Source organism: Variovorax sp. Soil_C_39, from assembly GCF_057656815.1.
This window is the reverse complement of record NZ_JBDGJQ010000002.1, coordinates 462,103-481,679: the sequence shown is the minus strand read 5'-3', so window position 1 is coordinate 481,679 and position 19,577 is coordinate 462,103. Positions and strand designations below refer to the sequence as shown.

Sequence of the window (19,577 nt, the reverse complement as noted above, 5' to 3'; positions counted from 1 at the left end):
GTCAGTGTCCCGCCTGCGCATCGGCGATGGTGGAGCCCAGGTAGGCCTCCTGAACGCGCGCGTTCGCACGCACGGCGTCCGGGGTGTCGAAGGCGAGCACCTCGCCATACACCACCACCGCGATCTTGTCGGCCAGCCCGAACACCACGCCCATGTCGTGCTCCACGGTGAGCAGCGTCTTGCCCGTGGTGACGTGCTTGATGAGCGAGATGAAGTGCGCGGTCTCGGTCTTGCTCATGCCGGCCGTGGGCTCGTCGAGCAGGATCACGCTGGCGCCGCCCGCGATGGTCACGCCGATCTCGAGCGCCCGCTGCTCGGCATAGGTGAGGTTCACCGCCTGCACGTCGCGCTTGCGTTCGAGGCCGATCTGGCGCAGCAGCTCCTCGGTGCGTGCGTTGGCATCGTCGAGGTTGGACAGGAAGCGCAGGAACGTGTAGCGGTAGCCCAGGCTCCACAGCACGCCGCAGCGCAGGTTCTCGAACACGCTGAGCTTCGGGAAGATGTTGGTGATCTGGAAGCTGCGCGACAGGCCGAGCCGGTTGATCTCGTACGGCTTCTTGCCGTCGATGCGCAGGCCGTTCAACAGCACCTCGCCGCTCGACGGTGCGAGCCGCCCGCTGATCAGGTTGAACAGGGTCGACTTGCCCGCGCCGTTCGGTCCGATGATCGCGATGCGCTCGCCGGCCTTCACGGCCAGGTCCACGCCGCGGATGATTTCTGTCTTGCCGAAGGCCTTGCGCAGCGCCTTCAGTTCCAATGCATATTGCGCGCTCATTTACGCCGCCTCCCGACGCTTGATTTCTGCTTCGATCTCTTCTTGCGCCTTGCCCCAGACGCGCACGAAGCGCCGGCGTGCCACCTCGAGCGCGGCAAGGCCGATCGCCAGGATGGCTGCGGCGCCGAGCCAGCTCGCCATGCCCGAGGTGTCGAGCGTGGTGCCGAAGAACCGCAGTTCGGGGCCGAGCGCCGAATTGAGCTGGATGTGATAGATCATCTCGATCAACGCCGCGGCGCCCACCACCACCGGCACCAGCGCCACGGCCAGCGCGACGTAGAGCAGCCAGAGGCGGCGGAACTTGCCGAACTTGGCCACGCGCAGGTTCATCATCACCAGGCTCGCAATGCCGCCCGGCGCGAACATCACCATGAACACGAACACCAGGCCGAAGTACAGCTGCCACGCCTTTGATAGTTCCGACAGCAGGATCGAGGCGAAGACCAGCAGCACGGCCCCGATGATCGGCCCGAAGAAGAACACCGCGCCGCCCAGGAAGGTGAACAGCAGGTAGCCGCCCGAGCGGATCGCGCTCAGGCTGTCGGCCGCGTTCACGATCTCGAAGTTGATCGACGCCAGCCCGCCACCGATGCCGGCGAAGAAGCCGGCGATGATGAACGCGATGTAGCGCACGCGCTGCGTGTTGTAGCCGATGAACTCCACGCGCTCGGGGTTGTCGCGCACCGCATTCAGCATGCGGCCGAGCGGCGTGCCCGTGAAGGCGTACATCAGTGCCGTGCAGACGAAGCAATACGCCGCGATCAGGTAGTAGACCTGAATCTGGGGGCCGAACTTGAAGCCGAAGAAGCCCGCGCCGTAGACGCGGTTGGTGGTGATGCCGCCCTCGCCGCCGAAGAAGGTCGGGAACATCAGCGCCATGGCGGCCACGAGTTCGCCGATTCCCAGCGTGATCATCGCGAAGGTGGTGCCTGCCTTCTTCGTCGTGACGAAGCCCAGCAGGATGGCGAAGAACATGCCGGCCAGCCCGCCCACGAGCGGGATCAGCACCAGCGGCACCGGAATCTTGCCCTCGCCGGCCAGGTTCATCGCGTGGATCGCGATGAACGAGCCCAGGCCGACGTAGACCGCGTGGCCGAAGCTCAGCATGCCGCCCTGCCCCAGCAGGATGTTGTAGCTCAGGCAGATGATGATGAGATAGCCCATCTGCGAGAGCATGGTGAGCGCCAGGCTGCTCTTGAACAGATGCGGCAGGACGATGAGCGCGATCGCGAACAGCGACCAGATCAGGTAGCGCCCGATGTTCCAGGGCTTGAAGCGGTAGTAGCGCGTGGTGGGCGTGGTGGTGGTTGCGGTCATGCGTCAGTCCTCCCGGGTGCCGAGCAGGCCCTTGGGCCTGAAGATGAGGATCAGCACCAGGAACAGGTACGGCAGGATGGGCGCAACCTGCGAGATCGTGAGCTTGAGCAGCTCGTAGCCGAAGGTCTGGTCGGTCACGGTGACGCCGAGCATCTCGAGGCCGCCGGCGAACGACTGGTCCATGGCGACCGCGAAGGTCTGGACGACGCCGATCAAAAGCGACGCGAGGAACGCGCCGGCCAGCGAGCCCATGCCGCCCACGACCACGACCACGAAGATGATCGAGCCTACCGAAGCGGCCATGGCCGGTTCGGTGACGTAGGTGTTGCCGCCGACCACGCCCGCGAGGCCTGCGAGTGCGGCGCCGCCGCCGAACACCAGCATGAAGACGCGCGGCACGTTGTGGCCCAGCGCCTCGACCATCTCAGGATGCTTGAGCGCCGCCTGGATCACCAGGCCGATGCGTGTGCGCGTGAGCAGCAGCCACACCGAGATCAGCATCAGCACCGCCACCAGCATGATGAACGAGCGCGACTTGGGGAACTGGGTGCCGTAGATCGTGAACAAGGGCCCCTGCAGCTGCTCGGGAAGGCCGTACGGCACGGTCGAGCGGCCCCAGGCGAGCTGCACGAGCTCGAGGATCAGGTACGACAGCCCGAAGGTCACGAGCAGCTCGGGCACGTGGCCGAACTTGTGCACGCGGCGCAGGCTGTAGCGCTCGAAGGCGGCGCCCAGCGCGCCCACGAGCAGCGGCGCCAGGAACAGCGCCGGCCAGAAGCCGACGATGTTGGACAGGGTGTAGGCGATGTACGCGCCCAGCATGTAGAAGCTCGCATGCGCGAAGTTCAGCACGCCCATCATGCTGAAGATCAGCGTCAGGCCAGAACTCAGCATGAACAGCAGCAGCCCGTAGCTGACGCCGTTGAGCAGCGAGATGGCAAAGAATTCGACGTTCATCGGTCTTTCGCAACAGTAGAAAAGAAAAAGGCCCGAGCGGTGACGTCGGGCCTCGACCGCTCAGCGTTCGATCAGGAGGTCGGACGCTTCATCTGGCACGTGGTGGGCGTGCTGGCCACGTAGGCCTCGTAGAACTTGACGGGTGCCAGCGTGTAGCCGGTGTTCTCGGGGCTGTACGGGTTCTTGGCGTCGGCCTTCTGCCAGCGCGTGATCCACAGGCCCTGCTGCAGCTGGTGGTCGGCCTTGCGCATCTCGACGTCGCCGTTGAAGCTCTTGAACTTCATGCCTTCCATCGCGGCGGCCACCTTGACCGGGTCGGTCGACTTGCTGCGCACGAAGGCTTCGCTGAGCATGGCGTACACCGTGTAGACGGCGGTGGTGTACATGTCGTCGTTGAACTTCTTCTTGAACTCGTTCATCAGCGGCTGGACCGGTCCCGGCGCGTTGTAGTGGCTGTAGCCCACCTGGTAGACCTTGCCGTCCGAGGCCGCGCCCATGGCGGTCGGCGTGCCGTTGGTGACGGCGTAGTAGGTATAGAACTTGACGTTCAGGCCCGAGTCGTTGGCCGCCTTGATGAGCAGCGCCAAGTCGGAGCCCCAGTTGCCGGTGATGACCGAGTCGGCGCCGGAGGCCTTGATCTTGGCGATGTACGGCGAGAAGTCGCGCACCTGCGCGAGCGGATGCAGGTCGTCGCCGACGATCTCGACGTCGGGGCGCTTGGTCTTGAGGTTGTCCTTGGCGAACTTGGATACCTGCTGGCCGTGCGAGTAGTTCTGGTTGAGCAGGTAGACCTTCTTGATCTCGGGCTGCTCCTTCATGAAGGTGGTCAGCGCTTCCATCTTCATGGAGGTGTCGGCGTCGAGCCGGAAGTGCCAGTAGCTGCACTTGCTGTTGGTCAGGTCGGGGTCGACGGCCGCGTAGTTGATGTAGACCATCTCCTTGCCCGGGTTGCGGGCGTTGTGCTTTTCGAGCGCATCGATGATCGCGAGCGCCGGGCCGGAGCCGTTGCCCTGCACCACGTAGCGTGCACCCTGGTCCATGGCCGAGCGCAGCGCGGCGGTGGTTTCCTGCGGGCTCAGCTTGTTGTCGATGCCGATGATCTCGAACTTCACGCCGGCGGCGTTCTTCTTGTTGAACTCCTCGGCCAGGAACTGGAAGGTCTTGAGCTGGTTGGTGCCCACCGCGGCCATGAGGCCCGACAGCGGATCGAGCCAGGCGATCTTCACGGTTTCGCCCTTCTGGGCCAGGGCGCCGGTGGCGGCGGCTGTGAGGATGGCTGCAGTAGCGAATTTCAGAGCGAATTTCACGATCTATATCTCCTGGTCAAAACCGTTTTGAAAGCTGCACGAGCGTACAAGCGTTTAGGGCCCCTCCCCTCAGGGAATGCCCGTAAGAAGCCGGCCGCAGGGCCCGTTTTCTATCGCGCAGGCGACACTGAAAAACCAAGGGATGCTACCCGCGGGTAGGCATTTCCTACCCACGGGTAGAACCCGGCTCGCGCATCCTCAGGGACGCTTCATCTGGCAGGTGGTCGGCGTGCTCGCGACGTACGCCTCGTAGTGCTTCACGGGCGCCAGCGTGTAGCCCGTGTTCTCGGCGTCGTAGGGGAACTTGCCGCCGGCCTTCTGCCAACGGGTGATGAAGAGCCCCTGCTGCAGCTGGTGGTCGGCCTTGCGCATCTCGACCTCGCCGTTGAAGCTCTTGAACTTCATGCCCTCCATCGTGGCCGCGACCTTCACGGGATCGGTGGTTCGAGCCTTCGCGAAGGCGGTGTCGAGCATCGCGAACGCGGTGTAGATCGAGGTCTGCACCATGTCGTCGCCCATCTTCTTCTTGAACTCGCCCATCAGGCGCTGGATCTCGCCGCCCATGTTGTAGTGGCCGTAGCCGACGGCGTAGACCCGACCGTCGGAGCCGGCGCCCATGGCAGTCGGCGCACCGGTGCCGTAGGCGTAGTAGGTGAAGAACTTGATGTTCAGGCCCGAGTCGTTGGCCGACTTGAGAAGCAGTGCCAGGTCGGAACCCCAGTTGCCGGTGATGACCGAGTCGGCGCCGGAGGCCTTGATCTTGGCGATGTACGGCGAGAAGTCGCGCACCTGCGCGAGCGGGTGCAGGTCGTCGCCGACGATCTCGATGTCGGGGCGCTTGGCCTTGAGACCTTCCTTGGCGAACTTCGAGACCTGCTGGCCGTGCGAATAGTTCTGCCCGAGGATGTACACCTTCTTGATGTCCGGCTGCTCCTTCATGAAGGTGGTCAGCGCCTCCATCTTCATGGAGGTGTCGGCGTCGAGCCGGAAGTGCCAGTAGCTGCACTTGCTGTTGGTCAGGTCGGGGTCGACGGCCGCGTAGTTGATGTAGACCATCTCCTTGCCCGGGTTGCGGGCGTTGTTCTTCTCGATCGCATCCATGATCGCGAGCGCCGGGCCCGAGCCATTGCCCTGCAGCACGTAGCGCGCACCCTGGTCCATGGCCGAGCGCAGTGCGGCGGTGGTTTCCTGCGGGCTCAGCTTGTTGTCGATGGCGATCAGCTCGAACTTCACGCCCGACGCGTTCTTCTTGTTGAATTCCTCGACGAGCAGCTGCGTGGTCTTGAGCTGGTTGGTGCCCACCGCCGCCATGAGGCCGGAGAGCGGATCGAGCCAGGCGACCTTCACGGTCTCGCCCTTCTGGGCGAACGCGGCCGTCGCGGCAAGCAGGATGGCGCAGGAGGCAGCTGAGTGGATCGCAGGATGCATGACAAGGTCTCCGTTTGAGGGTGAGGCCGCAGGGTACAAGCGCGCTTTTCGCCGCCGCACAGGGAATGCCCGCAAGCCGGGCCGCAAACCCGGCCCCGCTATCGCACGCGCGACACCTGTGCGCTCAACCCATAGGCAGCTTGTAGTCCTTCAACATTTCGCGCAGCCGGGTCTTGAGGATCTTGCCGGTGGCGCCGATCGGGATCGCCTCGACGAACACCACGTCGTCGGGAACCTGCCACTTGGCGGTCTTGCCTTCGTAGAAACCAAGCAGCTCCTCGCGCGTGACCTCGGTGTTGGGCTTCCTGACCACCGCGATGATCGGTCGCTCGTCCCACTTTGGGTGTGCCACGCCGATGCAGGCGGCCATGGCCACGGCCGGATGCGCGACGGCGATGTTCTCGATCTCGATCGAGCTGATCCATTCGCCGCCCGACTTGATCACGTCCTTGCTGCGGTCGGTGATCTGCAGGAAGCCGTCGGGATCGATGGTGGCGACGTCACCGGTCGGGAACCAGCCGCGCCCCTGCGCGTCGGGCACGAGCGGATTGCCGCCCTCGCCCTTGAAGTATTCCTTCACGACCCATGGCCCCTTGACGAGCAGGTCGCCGAAGGCCTTGCCGTCCCAGGGCAGCTCCTTGCCGTCGCCGTCGACGATCTTCATGTCGACGCCGAAGATCGCGCGGCCCTGCTTCTGGCGAATGGCGACCTGCGCCTCGGCGGGCATGGCCAGGTGCTTGTTCTTGAGCGTGCACAGCGTGCCGAGCGGGCTCATCTCGGTCATGCCCCAGGCATGCAGCACCTCGACCTTGTAGAGGTCCTGGAACGCGCGGATCATGGCCGGCGGGCAGGCCGAGCCGCCGATCACGGTGCGCTCCAGGGTCGAGAACTTCAGGTCGTTGGCCTGCATGTGGCCGAGCATCATCTGCCACACGGTGGGCACGCCGGCGGCAAAGGTGACGCCTTCGGACTCGATGAGTTCGAACACCGATTTGCCGTCGAGCGCCGGGCCGGGGAACACGATCTTGGCGCCGACGAGCGCGGCCGAATACGGAATGCCCCAGGCGTTGACGTGGAACATCGGCACCACCGGCAGCACCGCATCGCGCGCCGAGATGCGCATCACGTCGGGCAGCGCCGCGGCGTAGGCGTGCAGCAGCGTGGAGCGGTGGCTGTAGAGCGCGGCCTTCGGGTTGCCGGTGGTGCCGCTCGTGTAGCACATGCTCGAAGCCGAGTTCTCGTCGAAGCTCGGCCAGTCGTAGTCGTTCGAATGGCCGCCGATCCAGTCCTCGTAGCTCACGAGGCCCGGGATGCCGCTGTCGGCCGGCAGCCTGTCGGCGTCGCACAGCGCAACCCACTTGCGCACCGTGCTGCACTTGGCATGCACCGCCTGCACCAGCGGCAGGAAGCTCAGGTCGAAGCAGAGGATCTGGTCTTCGGCATGGTTGGCGATCCAGGCGATCTGGTCGGGATGCAGGCGCGGATTGATGGTGTGCAGCACCCGCCCGGTGCCGCTCACGCCGTAGTACAGCTCGAGGTGGCGGTAGCCGTTCCAGGCCAGGGTCGCGACCCGGTCGCTGAAGAGCAGCTGCTCGCCGTCGAGCGCGTTGGCGACCTGCCGAGAACGCGATGCGATCTGGCTCCACGAACTCTGGTGGACATCGCCCTCGACCCGCCGCGAGACGATCTCGGCGTCGCCATGGTGGCGCTCGGCGAACTCGATCAGCGACGAGATCAAAAGCGGTTGGTCTTGCATCAAACCCAGCATCTACAGGCTCCTTCTTTCAGCGATTTCAGCGGTTTCGAACATGAGGGGATTCACGCAATCTTTGTGCGTTCGCACAATGCCAGAAACCCGCACTGCGCGGACACGCTGCTGTCACATGCGCGGCCTGTCTACCGAAAGGTAGGACGCCCTCGAATGCTGAGGCCCCCCGGCGCAAGGGGTCTCGCACTCTGCCGGACAATCCATTCATGACGCCCACGAGCCAGCCTGCCGGTGCAACCGGCAGCACCGACACACTCGCCTCCTCCTCCTACCACGCCGCCCACACTGCCGACCTGGGCCTGACATGGGTGCCCGGCTTTGCCACGCTGGGGCCGCGCTTCTTCACCGCGCTGCAGCCCACGCCGTTGGTGTCCCCGACGCCGCCGTACTGGGTTGGCCACAGCGAGCGCGTCGCGCGCGAGCTCGGCCTGCCCGAGGGCTGGCGCACCAGCGCGGCGCTCGAGGCGCTGACCGGCAACATCCCGGTGGCAGGCACGGCGCCGTTCGCCACGGTGTACAGCGGCCACCAGTTCGGCGTGTGGGCCGGCCAGCTCGGCGACGGCCGCGCCATCATGCTCGGCGAAACCGCGGGCGGGCTCGAAGTCCAGTTCAAGGGCGCCGGGCGCACGCCCTACTCGCGCATGGGCGACGGCCGCGCGGTGCTGCGTTCGAGCATCCGCGAATTCCTCTGCAGCGAGGCGATGCACGGTCTGGGCATTCCAACCACCCGGGCCTTGTGCGTCACCGGCTCCGATGCGCGCGTGCGCCGCGAAGAGATAGAGACCGCCGCCGTCGTGACCCGCGTGGCGCCGAGCTTCATCCGCTTCGGTCACTTCGAGCACTTTGCCGCCAACCAGCAGCACGATGCCCTGCGGGCGCTGGCCGACTACGTGATCGACCGCTACTACCCGGCCTGCCGCGGCACCGACCGTTTCGGCGGCAACGCCTATGCGGCCTTCCTCGAGGCCGTGAGCGAGCGCACCGCCGCGCTGCTTGCGCAGTGGCAGGCCGTGGGCTTCTGCCATGGCGTGATGAACACCGACAACATGAGCATCCTCGGGCTCACCATCGACTACGGGCCGTTCCAGTTTCTCGACGGCTTCGATCCGCGCCACATCTGCAACCACAGCGACACCGAAGGCCGCTACGCCTTCAACCAGCAGCCCAACGTGGCTTACTGGAACCTGTTCTGCCTCGCCCAGGCGCTGCTGCCGCTGATCGGCGACGAAGAGACTGCGGTGGCCGCGCTCGCGTCGTACAAGACGGTGTTCCCGGCCGCGTTCGAGCAGCGCATGGGCGCCAAGCTCGGCATCGGCGTGCCGGCCGGCGACGACCGCGCGCTGATCGAGGGCGTGCTGAAGCTGCTGGCCGCGGAAAAGGTCGACTACACGATCTTCTGGCGCCGGCTGTCGCACGCCATGGCCGACGGCAGCGCCGAGCCGGTGCGCGACCTGTTCCTCGACCGCGCGGGCTTCGACGCCTGGATGCTATCCTTTCGGGAGCGGCACGGGCAGAACACCGGGCCGGCGGCGGCCGATTCGATGCTGCAGGCGAACCCCAAGTTCGTGCTCAGGAACCACCTGGGCCAGCAGGCCATCGAAGCGGCAGCACAGAAGGACTTCTCGGGCGTGGCCACCTTGCTGAGCCTGCTCGAGACCCCATTTGACGAACATCCCGGCTTCGACGACTACGCCGGGTTCCCGCCCGACTGGGCCTCCACGATCGAGATCAGCTGTTCATCATGACCACTCCCACCGACAAGACCGACGCCGAATGGAAAGCCCTGCTCGCTGAAAAGGGCGCCGAGCCCGCGGCCTTCGAGGTCACGCGCCATGCAGCCACCGAACGCCCCTTCACCGGCAAGTACGAGGCGCATTGGGACGACGGCACCTACCACTGCATCTGCTGCGGCGCGAAGCTGTTCGAGTCGACGACCAAGTTCGACGCCGGCTGCGGCTGGCCCAGCTTTTCGGAAGCGGCCGTGCCCGGCGCTATCCGCAATATCGTCGACCGTTCGCACGGCATGGTGCGCACCGAGAACGTATGCGCCCAATGCGGCGCCCACCTGGGCCACGTGTTTCCCGACGGACCCACCGAAACCGGCCTGCGCTACTGCATGAACTCGGCGTCGCTCGATTTCCAGAAGAAATAATGAAACTGCTGCTCGACTTCTTTCCGATCCTGCTGTTCTTCGGCGCCTACAAGCTGGGCGACATCTACACGGCCACCGGCGTGCTGATGGCTGCCACGGTGGTGCAGATGGCCGTCATCTACGCCATGGAACGCAAACTGCAGGCGATGCAGAAGGCCACGCTGGTGTTGATCCTATTGTTCGGCACGCTGACACTGGTGCTGCACGACGACCGCTTCATCAAGTGGAAGCCGACGGTGCTCTACGGTGCGATGGCAATCGCGCTCGCGGTGGCGCTCTGGGCATTGCGCAAGAACTTTCTCAAGATGCTGCTGGGCGCACAGCTGCAGCTGCCCGACAACATCTGGCAACGCCTGAACGTGGCGTGGATCGGCTATTGCCTCTTCATGGCGGTGGTCAACGGCTACGTGGCGGCCTACTTCAGCACCGAGGCCTGGGTCGAGTTCAAGCTCTGGGGCTACATCTTCCCGTTGGTCTTCCTGGTGGCGCAGGGGCTCTACATCTCGCCGCATCTCAAGAACGACGACAAGCCCGCCGCATGAATGCCGCGAACGTCACCGCCGACGGTCACCCGCCGCCGACCGTCCATGAGCTCGAGGCGGCGCTGCGCAAGGCGCTCGACCCCACCGTGCTCGAGGTCATCGACGAAAGCGCCGCCCACGCGGGCCACGCCGGCGCCAACGCCGAAGGCCGCGGCACCCATTTCCGGGTTCGCATCGCCTCCCCGCGCTTCGAAGGAAAGCCCCGGGTGGCGCGCCATCGCCTTGTGTATGATGCCCTCCAGATTTTCATCGCGCAGGGCCTGCACGCCATCGCCATCGAGGTGCTTTGAGTCGTCTTTCCGGTCCCTCACGCCGCACTTTTCTTCACGCGCCCGTTCTGTCGTTCGAGCGCACTTCCCCTCCAGCTGATACTCATTCCATGAAAAAACAACTCTTGCAGGCCCTCGCGGCCGCAGCGCTGATCGGTGCCATTCCCATGGCGGCAGTGGCACAGAACGCAGCCATCGTCAATGGCAAGCCGGTGCCCAAGGCGCGCATGGACGTGCTGGCCCAGCAGCTGGCCGCCGCCGGCCGCCCCGTCACACCCGAAATGCAGAGCCAGCTTCGCGAAGAGATCGTCGCGCGTGAAGTCTTCATGCAGGAAGCGCAGAAGCAGGGCCTCGACGCCACCGACGACTACAAGAACCAGCTCGAACTGGCCCGCCAGGCCATCCTGATCCGCGCGCTGTTCGAAAACCACCGCAAGACAAACGCGGTGTCCGACGCCGATGTGAAGGCCGAGTACGACAAGTTCGTCGCGGCCAACGGCGGCAAGGAATTCAAGGCGCGCCACATCCTGGTCGAGAACGAAGACCAGGCCAAGAAGATCCTGGCCGACCTCAAGAAGGGCGGCAAGTTCGAGGACATCGCCAAGAAGCAGAGCAAGGACCCGGGATCGGGCGCCAACGGCGGCGACCTCGACTGGGCCAACCCCGCGAGCTTCGTGCCCGAGTTCTCGGAAGCCATGATCAAGCTCAAGAAGGGCGAGACCACGGCCGCGCCCGTGAAGACCCAGTTCGGCTACCACATCATCCGCATCGACGACATCCGCCAGGCCCAGCTGCCGACGATGGAAGAAGTGAAGCCGCAGATCACGCAGCAGCTGCAGCAGCAGCGCCTGCAGAAGTACCAGGAAGAACTGCGCGCGAAGGCGAAGATCGAATAAGACGCGGCATCACGCTGCTTAAACTTAAAGGCGGCCCGTGGGCCGCTTTTTTCATTTTCAAGACTCAATCCATGCACCAAGCCGCTACCCGTGTGTCGAGAATCTCCATCCTGCTCGTGACGGCTGTGGCCGCATGCACGGCCGCCATGGCACAGCCTTCCAACTGGGTGCCGTTGCCGGGTGTCGGCTTCGGCAAGGACGTGACCGCCATCCAGTTCGACCCGAGGGGACTGATCGATGTCGCCAACCACAACGCGGACGACGATCGCCCCTACCCGGTGGCACTGGTGCTGGTGGATTTTTCCCGCGAACGCGACAGCGGCATGCTGGGGAGCTACCGGTCGACGGTTGACACGGTGGCCGTCGACTGCGCCGGCCGACGAGCGCAGAACCTGCAGAAGCGCCTGTACGCGCAGGCCGGCGGCAAGGAGCGCACCGCCATCATGGGCACGCTGGCGCTGTGGAAATGGGATCCGGAACAGGCAACCCATCCGGCGCTGGCCCGTCCACTCTTGGCCCAGGTCTGCAAGAGCTAGCCGACCCAATTCCGGGCGTTGCGCCAGATCTGCATCCAGGGGCTGAAGTCGTTCTTGCCGCCCGCGGTCCAGCTCATCTGGATATTGCGGAACACCCGTTCCGGGTGCGGCATCACCGCCGTAAATCGGCCGTCGGCCGTGGTGACCGAGGTCAGGCCACCGGCGCTGCCGTTCGGATTGAACGGGTACTGCTCGGTCGGCTGGCCGTGGTTGTCGACATAGCGCATCGCGGCGATGGCCTTCGTGGCGTCGCCGCGGTGCTTGAAGTTGGCATAGCCCTCGCCGTGCGCCACCGCGATCGGCAGGCGCGCGCCGGCCATGCCTGCGAAGAAGAGGCTCGGCGATTCGAGCACCTCGACCATCGACAGCCGCGCCTCGAAGCGCTCGCTCTGGTTCGTGGTGAAGCGCGGCCAGGCCTCGGCGCCCGGGATGATGTCAGCCAGCTCGGCAAACATCTGGCAGCCGTTGCACACGCCCAGTCCGAAGGTGTCGGCGCGTCCGAAGAAGCCCTTGAACTGCTCGGCGAGCCGGGGGTTGAAGGTGATGCTGCGCGCCCAGCCGATGCCCGCGCCCAGCGTGTCGCCGTAGCTGAAGCCGCCGCAGGCGACCACGCCCTTGAACTGCGACAGGTCGGCCCGGCCCGTCTGCAGGTCGGTCATGTGCACGTCGAAGGCGTCGAAGCCGGCGTCGGTGAAGGCATAGGCCATTTCGACGTGCGAGTTGACGCCCTGCTCGCGCAGGATGGCGACCTTGGGACGTGATTGCAAGATAGCGGGGGCGTTGGCGCCGCCGCCCTCACCCCTGCCCTCTCCCGGAGGGAGAGGGAGAAATACATGCAGACCGGGATCGGACGGATCGCCGGCCGCGGCATGCTCGGCATCGGCGCAGGCCGGGTTGTCGCGTTCGCGCGCGATCTTCCAGCTCACTGCATCCCACACCTGGTGCAGGTCGGCCAGCGTGGCGCTGAACACCGGCTTGGCATCGCGCCAGATCTCGAGCTTGCCCTTGCCGGCCTCGATTTCCGAACTCGCAGGCCGGGTCATGCCGACGAAATGGCTGTGGGCGCTGAGGCCATGGGCGCGCAGCACCTGCATCACGTCGTTGCGCTCGGCGGTGCGCACCTGCAGCACCATGCCGAGCTCCTCGTTGAAGAGCGCCTTGAGCGTGAGCTCCTCGCGCCGCGCGCTGACCTGCTGCGCCCAGTTCTTGGCGTCGCCGGTCTCCATGCGGCTGTCGGAGATGCCGTCGCCTTCGGTGACCAGCATGTCGACGTTGAGCGCCACGCCGACGTGGCCGGCAAAGGCCATCTCGCAGGCCGTGGCAAACAGCCCGCCGTCGCTGCGGTCGTGCATCGCGAGAATCTTGCCGTCGGCACGCAGCGCGTTCACGGCCTTGACCAGCGCGACGAGCTGCGCCGGATCGTCGAGGTCGGGCACCCGGTCGCCCGTCTGGCCCAGCGTCTGCGCGAGGATGCTGCCGGCCATGCGATGCTGGCCGCGGCCGAGGTCGATCAGCACCAGCGTGGTGTCGGGCTCTTCGGCATCGAGCTGCGGCGTGAGCGTGCCGCGCACGTCCTCGAGCGTGGCGAAGGCGGTCACGATCAGGCTCACGGGCGAGGTGACTTTCCTGGCCTGGGCGCCGTCGTTCCATTGCGTGCGCATCGACAGCGAATCCTTGCCGACGGGGATCGACACGCCCAGCGCCGGGCACAGCTCGAGGCCCACCGCCTTCACGGTCTCATACAGCGCGGCGTCCTCGCCGGGTTCGCCGCAGGCCGCCATCCAGTTGGCCGACAGCTTGACGCGCGACAGCTCGATCGGCGCGGCCAGCAGGTTGGTGATGGCCTCGGCCACGGCCATGCGGCCCGAGGCCGGCGCGTCGAGCGCGGCCAGCGGCGTGCGCTCGCCCATGCTCATGGCCTCGCCCGCAAATCCCTTGTAATCGGCCAGCGTCACCGCGCAGTCGGCCACGGGCACCTGCCACGGGCCGACCATCTGGTCGCGGTGGCTCAATCCGCCGACGGTGCGGTCGCCGATGGTGATGAGGAAGCGCTTGGACGCCACGGTCGGGTGCGAGAGCACGTCGATCGCGGCCTTCTGCAGGTCGACGCCCGTGAGCTCGAGCGGCTTGAACGTGCGGGCGACGGTCTTCACGTCGCGGTGCATCTTCGGCGGCTTGCCGAGCAAAACATCCATCGGCATGTCGACCGGCTGAACCTCGGGCCCCTCGTCCGCCACGACCAGTTGGCGCTCCTCGGTCGCCACGCCAACCACCGCGAACGGGCAGCGCTCGCGCTCGCAGAAGGCCTTGAACTGTTCGAGCGACTCGGGCGCGATTGCCAGCACATAACGCTCCTGGCTCTCGTTGCACCAGATTTCCTTCGGCGCCATGCCCGATTCCTCGAGCGGCACGGCGCGCAGGTCGAAGCGCGCGCCGCGGCCGGCGTCGTTGGTGAGCTCGGGGAACGCATTGCTCAGGCCGCCCGCGCCGACGTCGTGGATCGCAAGGATCGGATTGGCGGCGCCCTGCTGCCAGCAGTGGTTGATGACCTCCTGCGCACGGCGCTCGATCTCCGGGTTGCCGCGCTGCACCGAGTCGAAGTCGAGCTCGGCCGCATTGGCGCCGGTGGCCATCGAGCTGGCGGCGCTGCCGCCCATGCCGATGCGCATGCCGGGGCCGCCGAGCTGGATCAGGAGCGAGCCGGCCGGGAACAGGATCTTCTTCGTCTGCGTGGCGTCGATGCTGCCGAGGCCGCCCGCGATCATGATCGGCTTGTGGTAGCCGCGCTGCACGGTGTCGACGTCGCTGGCCACCGCCTGCTCGTACTCGCGGAAATAGCCGAGCAGGTTGGGCCGGCCGAATTCGTTGTTGAACGCGGCGCCGCCGAGCGGGCCCTCGGTCATGATCTGCAGCGGGCTCGCGATGTGCTCGGGCTTGCCGTAGTGGCCCGCTTCGGGCCAGAGCTTCGAGACGGTGAAGCCGGTCAGGCCCGCCTTGGGCCTGGAGCCGCGGCCGGTGGCGCCCTCGTCGCGGATCTCGCCGCCGGCGCCGGTGGAAGCGCCCGGAAACGGGGAAATGGCGGTCGGATGGTTGTGCGTCTCGACCTTCATCAGCACGTGGCTCAGGGCGCTGTCCTTGCGGTAGTTCTGCGAGCCCTGTTCGGGCACGAAGCGCTCGATCGTCGAGCCTTCCATGATCGAGGCGTTGTCCGCGTAGGCCACCACGGTGTGCTGCGGGTTCTGCCGCTCGGTGTGGCGGATCATCGAGAACAGGCTCTGCGGCTGCGCCACCCCGTCGATGGTGAAGTCGGCGTTGAAGATCTTGTGGCGGCAGTGCTCGCTGTTGGCCTGGGCAAACATCATCAGCTCGACGTCGCTCGGGTTGCGCCCGAGCCGCGTGAAGGCCTCGACGAGGTAATCGATCTCGTCCTCGGCGAGCGCGAGCCCGAAGCCGGTGTTGGCCGCCACCAGCGCCGCGCGGCCGCCGCCCTGCACATCGACCAGCGCCATCGGCTGGGCCGGCAGTTCGCTGAACAGGCTCGCCGCCTGCTCGACGGTGGCGAGCACCGATTCGGTCATGCGGTCGTGCAGCGGCCCGGCCACGGCGGCGAGCGCATCGCCATCGAGAACCGGGGCCTTGCCGATCAGCGGCGCCTTGAGCTTCAGGTGGTATTGCGTGACCCGCTCGACACGGCGCAGCGCCAGGCCGCAGTTGTGCGCGATGTCGGTGGCCTTGGAAGCCCAGGGCGAGACCGTGCCCAGGCGCGGCGTGACGACCACCGAGGCGCTGGCTTTGGCCGTGGGCGCCTCGAAGGGTTCGCCGTAGGTCAGCAGCGCCGCAAAGCGCTCGCGGGCCGCCGCGTCGAGCGCCGCGTCGGTCACCACCAGGTGCACGAAGCGCGCCGAAATGCCCTCGATGCGCGGATCGATGGCCGCAAGCTTCGGCAGCAGCTGCCGCGCACGGAAATCGCTGAGTGCGCTGCCGCCCTCGAACATGGTTACGACGGGAAGGGCTTGGGGTGCGGGCTGCGTCACGGTCGAATGGTGGCCTCGAGGGCCGCGTTGGAGGTCAGGATCGAGCGGATGGCCGCTGACTGGGGTCATCCGCGTTAACCCGGAATTTTAGCCGGGGCCGATGGGATAATTCGGGCCATGAGCATTACCTATAAAGACGCGGCGGGCATCGAAGCCATGCGCGTCGCCTGCCGCCTGGCCTCCGAGGTGCTGGACTACCTCACCCCCTTCGTCAAGCCCGGGGTCACCACGAACGAAATCGACCGGCTGGCCGCCGAATACATGGTCAAGCAGGGCACCACCTCGGCCACGGTGGGCTACATGGGCGCGAGCAGCGTGCCGTTCCCGAAGTCGCTCTGCACCTCGGTGAACCACGTGGTCTGCCACGGCATTCCCAATGAAAAGCCCTTGAAGAAGGGCGACATCATGAACATCGACGTCACCGTCATCAAGGACGGCTGGTTCGGCGACAACAGCCGAATGTTCGTGGTCGGCGACGCCTCCATCGCGGCCAAGCGCCTGTGCTCGCTCACCTTCGAGGCGATGTGGCACGGCATCCTGCAGGTGCGTCCCGGCGCCCACCTCGGCGACATCGGCCATGCGATCCAGAAGTTTGCCGAAGGGCACGGCTTCTCGGTGGTGCGCGAATTCTGCGGCCACGGCGTCGGCCAGCGCTTCCACGAGGAACCGCAGGTGCTGCACTACGGCCGCCCCGGCACCCTCGAAGAACTCAAGCCCGGCATGATCTTCACGATCGAACCGATGATCAACGCCGGCCGGCGCGAGGTGAAAGAAGACTTCAAGGGCGGCCAGTACGACGGCTGGACCATCGTCACGCGCGACCGTTCGCTGTCGGCGCAATGGGAGCACACGGTGCTGGTCACCGAGACGGGCTACGAGGTGCTGACGCTGTCCGAAGGCAGCCCGCCCCTGCCCTCGTTCGTCGCCGCCACCAAGACCTGACCCGCCAGAGCGCACCCCGGCCGTGATCGAACCCGCCAAGCTCGACGTCGCGACGCTGCGCGAGAACTATCGCGCCAGGAAGCTGGCGCTCTTCGACACTCTGCGCTTCGCACGCGCGCCGACGCGCAGCGTGCATGCCGTGCTGCGGCAGCTGTCGGCGCTGGCCGACCGCACGCTCTGCACGCTCTGGAACGAGGCTGGCTTCGGCAACGCGCTGGCGCTGGTCGCGGTCGGCGGCTTCGGCCGCGGCGAGCTGTTCCCGTACTCGGACGTCGACGTGCTGCTGCTGCTGCCGCCCGACGGGCAGGACGGCGGCGTCGAGCCGTCGCGCATCGAGGCCTTCATCGGCCACTGCTGGGATGCGGGCCTCGAGATCGGCTCGAGCGTGCGCACGCTCGACGAATGCCTGGCCGAGGCCGAGAAAGACGTCACGGTCCAGACCTCGCTGCTCGAGGCGCGGCTCGTCACCGGCGACAGGAAGCTCTTCACCACCTTCTGCGGCCGCTTCGCCGGGGCGATCGATCCGCAGGCGTTCTTCATGGCCAAGTCGCAGGAAATGCGCCACCGGCACCAGAAGTACGACAACACGCCCTACGCGCTCGAGCCCAACTGCAAGGAATCGCCAGGCGGCCTGCGCGACCTGCAGACCATCCTCTGGATGACCAGGGCCGCCGGTTTCGGCAGCCGCTGGGACGACTTGGCGAAGAACGGTCTCGCGACCCCGTTCGAGGCACAGCAGATCAAGCGCAACGAGGCCCTGCTCTCGCTGATCCGCGCGCGGCTGCACGTGATCGCCAACCGGCGCGAGGACCGGCTGGTGTTCGACCTGCAGACCGCCGTGGCGGCCACTTTCGGCTACGAAGGCGAGTCGCAGCGCAAGGCGAGCGAGGCGCTGATGCGGCGCTACTACTGGGCGGCCAAGGCGGTGTCGCAGCTCAACCAGATCCTGCTGCTGAACATCGCCGAACGGCTGCAGCCGGCCGACGAGCAGCACACGCCGATCAACGAGCGCTTCTACGAGCGCGCCGGCCTGATCGAGATCGCGAGCGACGACCTCTACGAGCGCGAGCCGCATGCCGTGCTCGAGACCTTCCTGCTCTACCAGAAGACCATCGGCGTGAAGGGCCTGTCGGCACGCACGCTGCGCGCGCTCTACAACGCACGCCACGTCATGGACAGCCGGTTCCGCAACGATCCGGCGAACCACCAGACCTTCATGCGCATCCTGCAGCAGCCCTACGGCATCACGCATGCGTTCAGGCTGATGAACCAGACTTCGGTGCTGGGGCGCTACCTGCGGGTGTTCCGCAGCATCGTGGGCCAGATGCAGCACGACCTGTTCCATGTGTACACGGTCGACCAGCACATCCTGATGGTGCTGCGCAACGTGCGGCGCTTCTTCATCGCCGAGCACGCGCACGAGTACCCGTTCTGCTCGCAGCTGGCCGCGGGCTGGGACAAGCCCTGGATCCTCTACGTGGCGGCGCTGTTCCACGATATCGCCAAGGGCCGTGGCGGCGACCATTCGACGCTGGGTGCCCGCGACGTGCAGCGCTTCTGCCGCCAGCACGGCATTGCGCGCGAGGACGCGAAGCTGATCGAGTTCCTGGTGGCCGAGCACCTCGTGATGAGCCAGGTGGCGCAGAAGCAGGACCTCGGCGACCCCGACGTGATCGGCGCCTTCGCCAAGCGCGTGGGCAACGAGCGCTACCTCACGGCGCTCTACCTGCTGACGGTGGCCGACATTCGCGGCACTTCGCCGCGCGTGTGGAATGCCTGGAAGGGCAAGCTGCTCGAAGACCTCTACCGCTACACCCTGCGCGCACTCGGCGGACGCATGCCCGACCCCGACGCGGAGGTCGAATCGCGCAAGCGCGAGGCGCTGGTGCAGCTCGCGCTGCACGCCCAGCCCTTCGAGGCGCACAAGGCGCTGTGGGACACGCTCGACGTGCGCTACTTCATGCGCCACGACGCCAGCGAGATCGCCTGGCACGCCAAGCAGCTGTCGCGCTTCGTGCCGCCGGCGAAAGTACCGGTCGACCCGAAGGCGCCGCCGATCGTTCGGGCGCGGCTGTCGCCGGTGGGAGAAGGCCTGCAGGTGGTGGTCTACACGCCCGACCAGCCCGACCTGTTCGCACGCATCTGCGGCTATTTCGACCAGTCGTCGTTCAGCATCCTCGATGCCAAGGTCCACACCACGACCAACGGCTACGCGCTCGACACCTTCCAGATCGTGAACGCCTTCGTGCCCGATCACTACCGCGACCTGATCAACATGGTCGAGGCCGGCCTTGGCCAGACGCTCACCCAGGCCGGCGATCTCCCCGCGCCGAGCGTGGGACGGGTGTCGCGGCGCGTGCGCAGCTTCCCGATCAAGCCGCGCATCAGCCTGCTGCCCGACGACAAGGCGCAGCGCTGGCTGCTCAACATCTCGGCCAGCGACCGCGCCGGGCTGCTCTACTCGGTGGCACGCGTGCTCGCGCGCCACCACCTGAACCTGCAGCTCGCCAAGATCACGACGCTCGGCGAACGCGTGGAGGACACCTTTCTGATCAGCGGCCCCGAACTGCAGGGCCAGAAGACGCAGCTCGCGATCGAGACCGAGCTCATGGACGCCCTGGAATCCTGAAACGCCGCGCGGCAGAATGCGGCCC

Annotated in this window: 15 protein-coding genes; 8 read left to right on the top strand and 7 right to left on the bottom strand. The window is 66.3% G+C overall.

Annotation, left to right across the window (positions count from 1 at the left end):
* Position 1: 1 nt before the first annotated feature.
* The 6 genes from AC3A6J_RS06265 to AC3A6J_RS06240 all read right to left on the bottom strand — a co-directional run bounded on the left by AC3A6J_RS06265 (position 2) and on the right by AC3A6J_RS06240 (position 7,552).
* Complete coding sequence (locus AC3A6J_RS06265; RefSeq protein WP_487859044.1) at positions 2 to 775, bottom strand: ABC transporter ATP-binding protein; 774 nt, start codon at positions 773 to 775, stop codon at positions 2 to 4.
* Positions 776 to 2,092: a branched-chain amino acid ABC transporter permease gene (locus AC3A6J_RS06260; protein WP_487859043.1), complete on the bottom strand. Its 1,317-nt coding sequence runs from the start codon at positions 2,090 to 2,092 to the stop codon at positions 776 to 778.
* A 3-nt stretch (positions 2,093 to 2,095) separates the two neighbouring features.
* Positions 2,096 to 3,049 carry a branched-chain amino acid ABC transporter permease gene (locus AC3A6J_RS06255; protein ID WP_487859042.1) on the bottom strand — a complete coding sequence of 318 codons (954 nt, stop codon included), beginning with the start codon at positions 3,047 to 3,049 and terminating at the stop codon, positions 2,096 to 2,098.
* 71 nt (positions 3,050 to 3,120) lie between these two features.
* Entirely contained in the window at positions 3,121 to 4,356 is a 1,236-nt protein-coding gene (locus tag AC3A6J_RS06250) for a branched-chain amino acid ABC transporter substrate-binding protein (RefSeq protein ID WP_487859041.1), read from the bottom strand.
* Between the two features lie 198 nt (positions 4,357 to 4,554).
* Positions 4,555 to 5,784 (bottom strand): branched-chain amino acid ABC transporter substrate-binding protein, encoded by a 1,230-nt coding sequence (locus AC3A6J_RS06245; RefSeq protein WP_487859040.1) that lies wholly within the window; start codon positions 5,782 to 5,784, stop codon positions 4,555 to 4,557.
* A 124-nt stretch (positions 5,785 to 5,908) separates the two neighbouring features.
* Positions 5,909 to 7,552, bottom strand: a complete 1,644-nt coding sequence (locus AC3A6J_RS06240) for a 3-(methylthio)propionyl-CoA ligase (RefSeq protein WP_487859039.1) — start codon at positions 7,550 to 7,552, stop codon at positions 5,909 to 5,911.
* Between the two features lie 206 nt (positions 7,553 to 7,758).
* Between AC3A6J_RS06240 and AC3A6J_RS06235 the strand changes: the two genes are divergently transcribed.
* The 6 genes from AC3A6J_RS06235 (at position 7,759) to AC3A6J_RS06210 (ending at position 11,947) form a co-directional block, all read left to right on the top strand.
* On the top strand, positions 7,759 to 9,297 hold the full coding sequence (locus AC3A6J_RS06235) for a protein adenylyltransferase SelO (protein ID WP_487859038.1): 1,539 nt from the start codon (positions 7,759 to 7,761) through the stop codon (positions 9,295 to 9,297).
* Entirely contained in the window at positions 9,294 to 9,704 is a 411-nt protein-coding gene (gene msrB, locus AC3A6J_RS06230; RefSeq protein ID WP_487859037.1) for a peptide-methionine (R)-S-oxide reductase MsrB, read from the top strand. Before AC3A6J_RS06235 ends, msrB begins: the two co-directional genes overlap by 4 nt.
* Entirely contained in the window at positions 9,704 to 10,246 is a 543-nt protein-coding gene (locus AC3A6J_RS06225) for a septation protein A (protein ID WP_487859036.1), read from the top strand. The genes msrB and AC3A6J_RS06225 overlap by 1 nt, the downstream gene beginning before the upstream one ends.
* Positions 10,243 to 10,536, top strand: a complete 294-nt coding sequence (locus AC3A6J_RS06220) for a BolA family protein (RefSeq protein ID WP_487859035.1) — start codon at positions 10,243 to 10,245, stop codon at positions 10,534 to 10,536. Before AC3A6J_RS06225 ends, AC3A6J_RS06220 begins: the two co-directional genes overlap by 4 nt.
* 89 nt (positions 10,537 to 10,625) lie before the next feature.
* Positions 10,626 to 11,411, top strand: a complete 786-nt coding sequence (locus AC3A6J_RS06215) for a peptidylprolyl isomerase (protein WP_487859034.1) — start codon at positions 10,626 to 10,628, stop codon at positions 11,409 to 11,411.
* 71 nt (positions 11,412 to 11,482) lie between these two features.
* Positions 11,483 to 11,947, top strand: coding sequence for a hypothetical protein (locus tag AC3A6J_RS06210; protein WP_487859033.1), 465 nt, complete (start codon positions 11,483 to 11,485; stop codon positions 11,945 to 11,947).
* On the opposite strand, the gene purL is transcribed toward AC3A6J_RS06210, so the two are convergent.
* Positions 11,944 to 15,942 carry a phosphoribosylformylglycinamidine synthase gene (gene purL, locus AC3A6J_RS06205; RefSeq protein ID WP_487859346.1) on the bottom strand — a complete coding sequence of 1,333 codons (3,999 nt, stop codon included), beginning with the start codon at positions 15,940 to 15,942 and terminating at the stop codon, positions 11,944 to 11,946. The genes AC3A6J_RS06210 and purL overlap by 4 nt on opposite strands.
* A 156-nt stretch (positions 15,943 to 16,098) precedes the next feature.
* Here purL and map point away from each other — a divergent pair, with 156 nt between their 5' ends.
* On the top strand, positions 16,099 to 16,923 hold the full coding sequence (gene map, locus AC3A6J_RS06200; RefSeq protein WP_487859032.1) for a type I methionyl aminopeptidase: 825 nt from the start codon (positions 16,099 to 16,101) through the stop codon (positions 16,921 to 16,923).
* A 22-nt stretch (positions 16,924 to 16,945) separates the two neighbouring features.
* On the top strand, positions 16,946 to 19,552 hold the full coding sequence (locus AC3A6J_RS06195; RefSeq protein ID WP_487859031.1) for a [protein-PII] uridylyltransferase: 2,607 nt from the start codon (positions 16,946 to 16,948) through the stop codon (positions 19,550 to 19,552).
* The last annotated feature ends 25 nt before the right edge of the window (positions 19,553 to 19,577 follow it).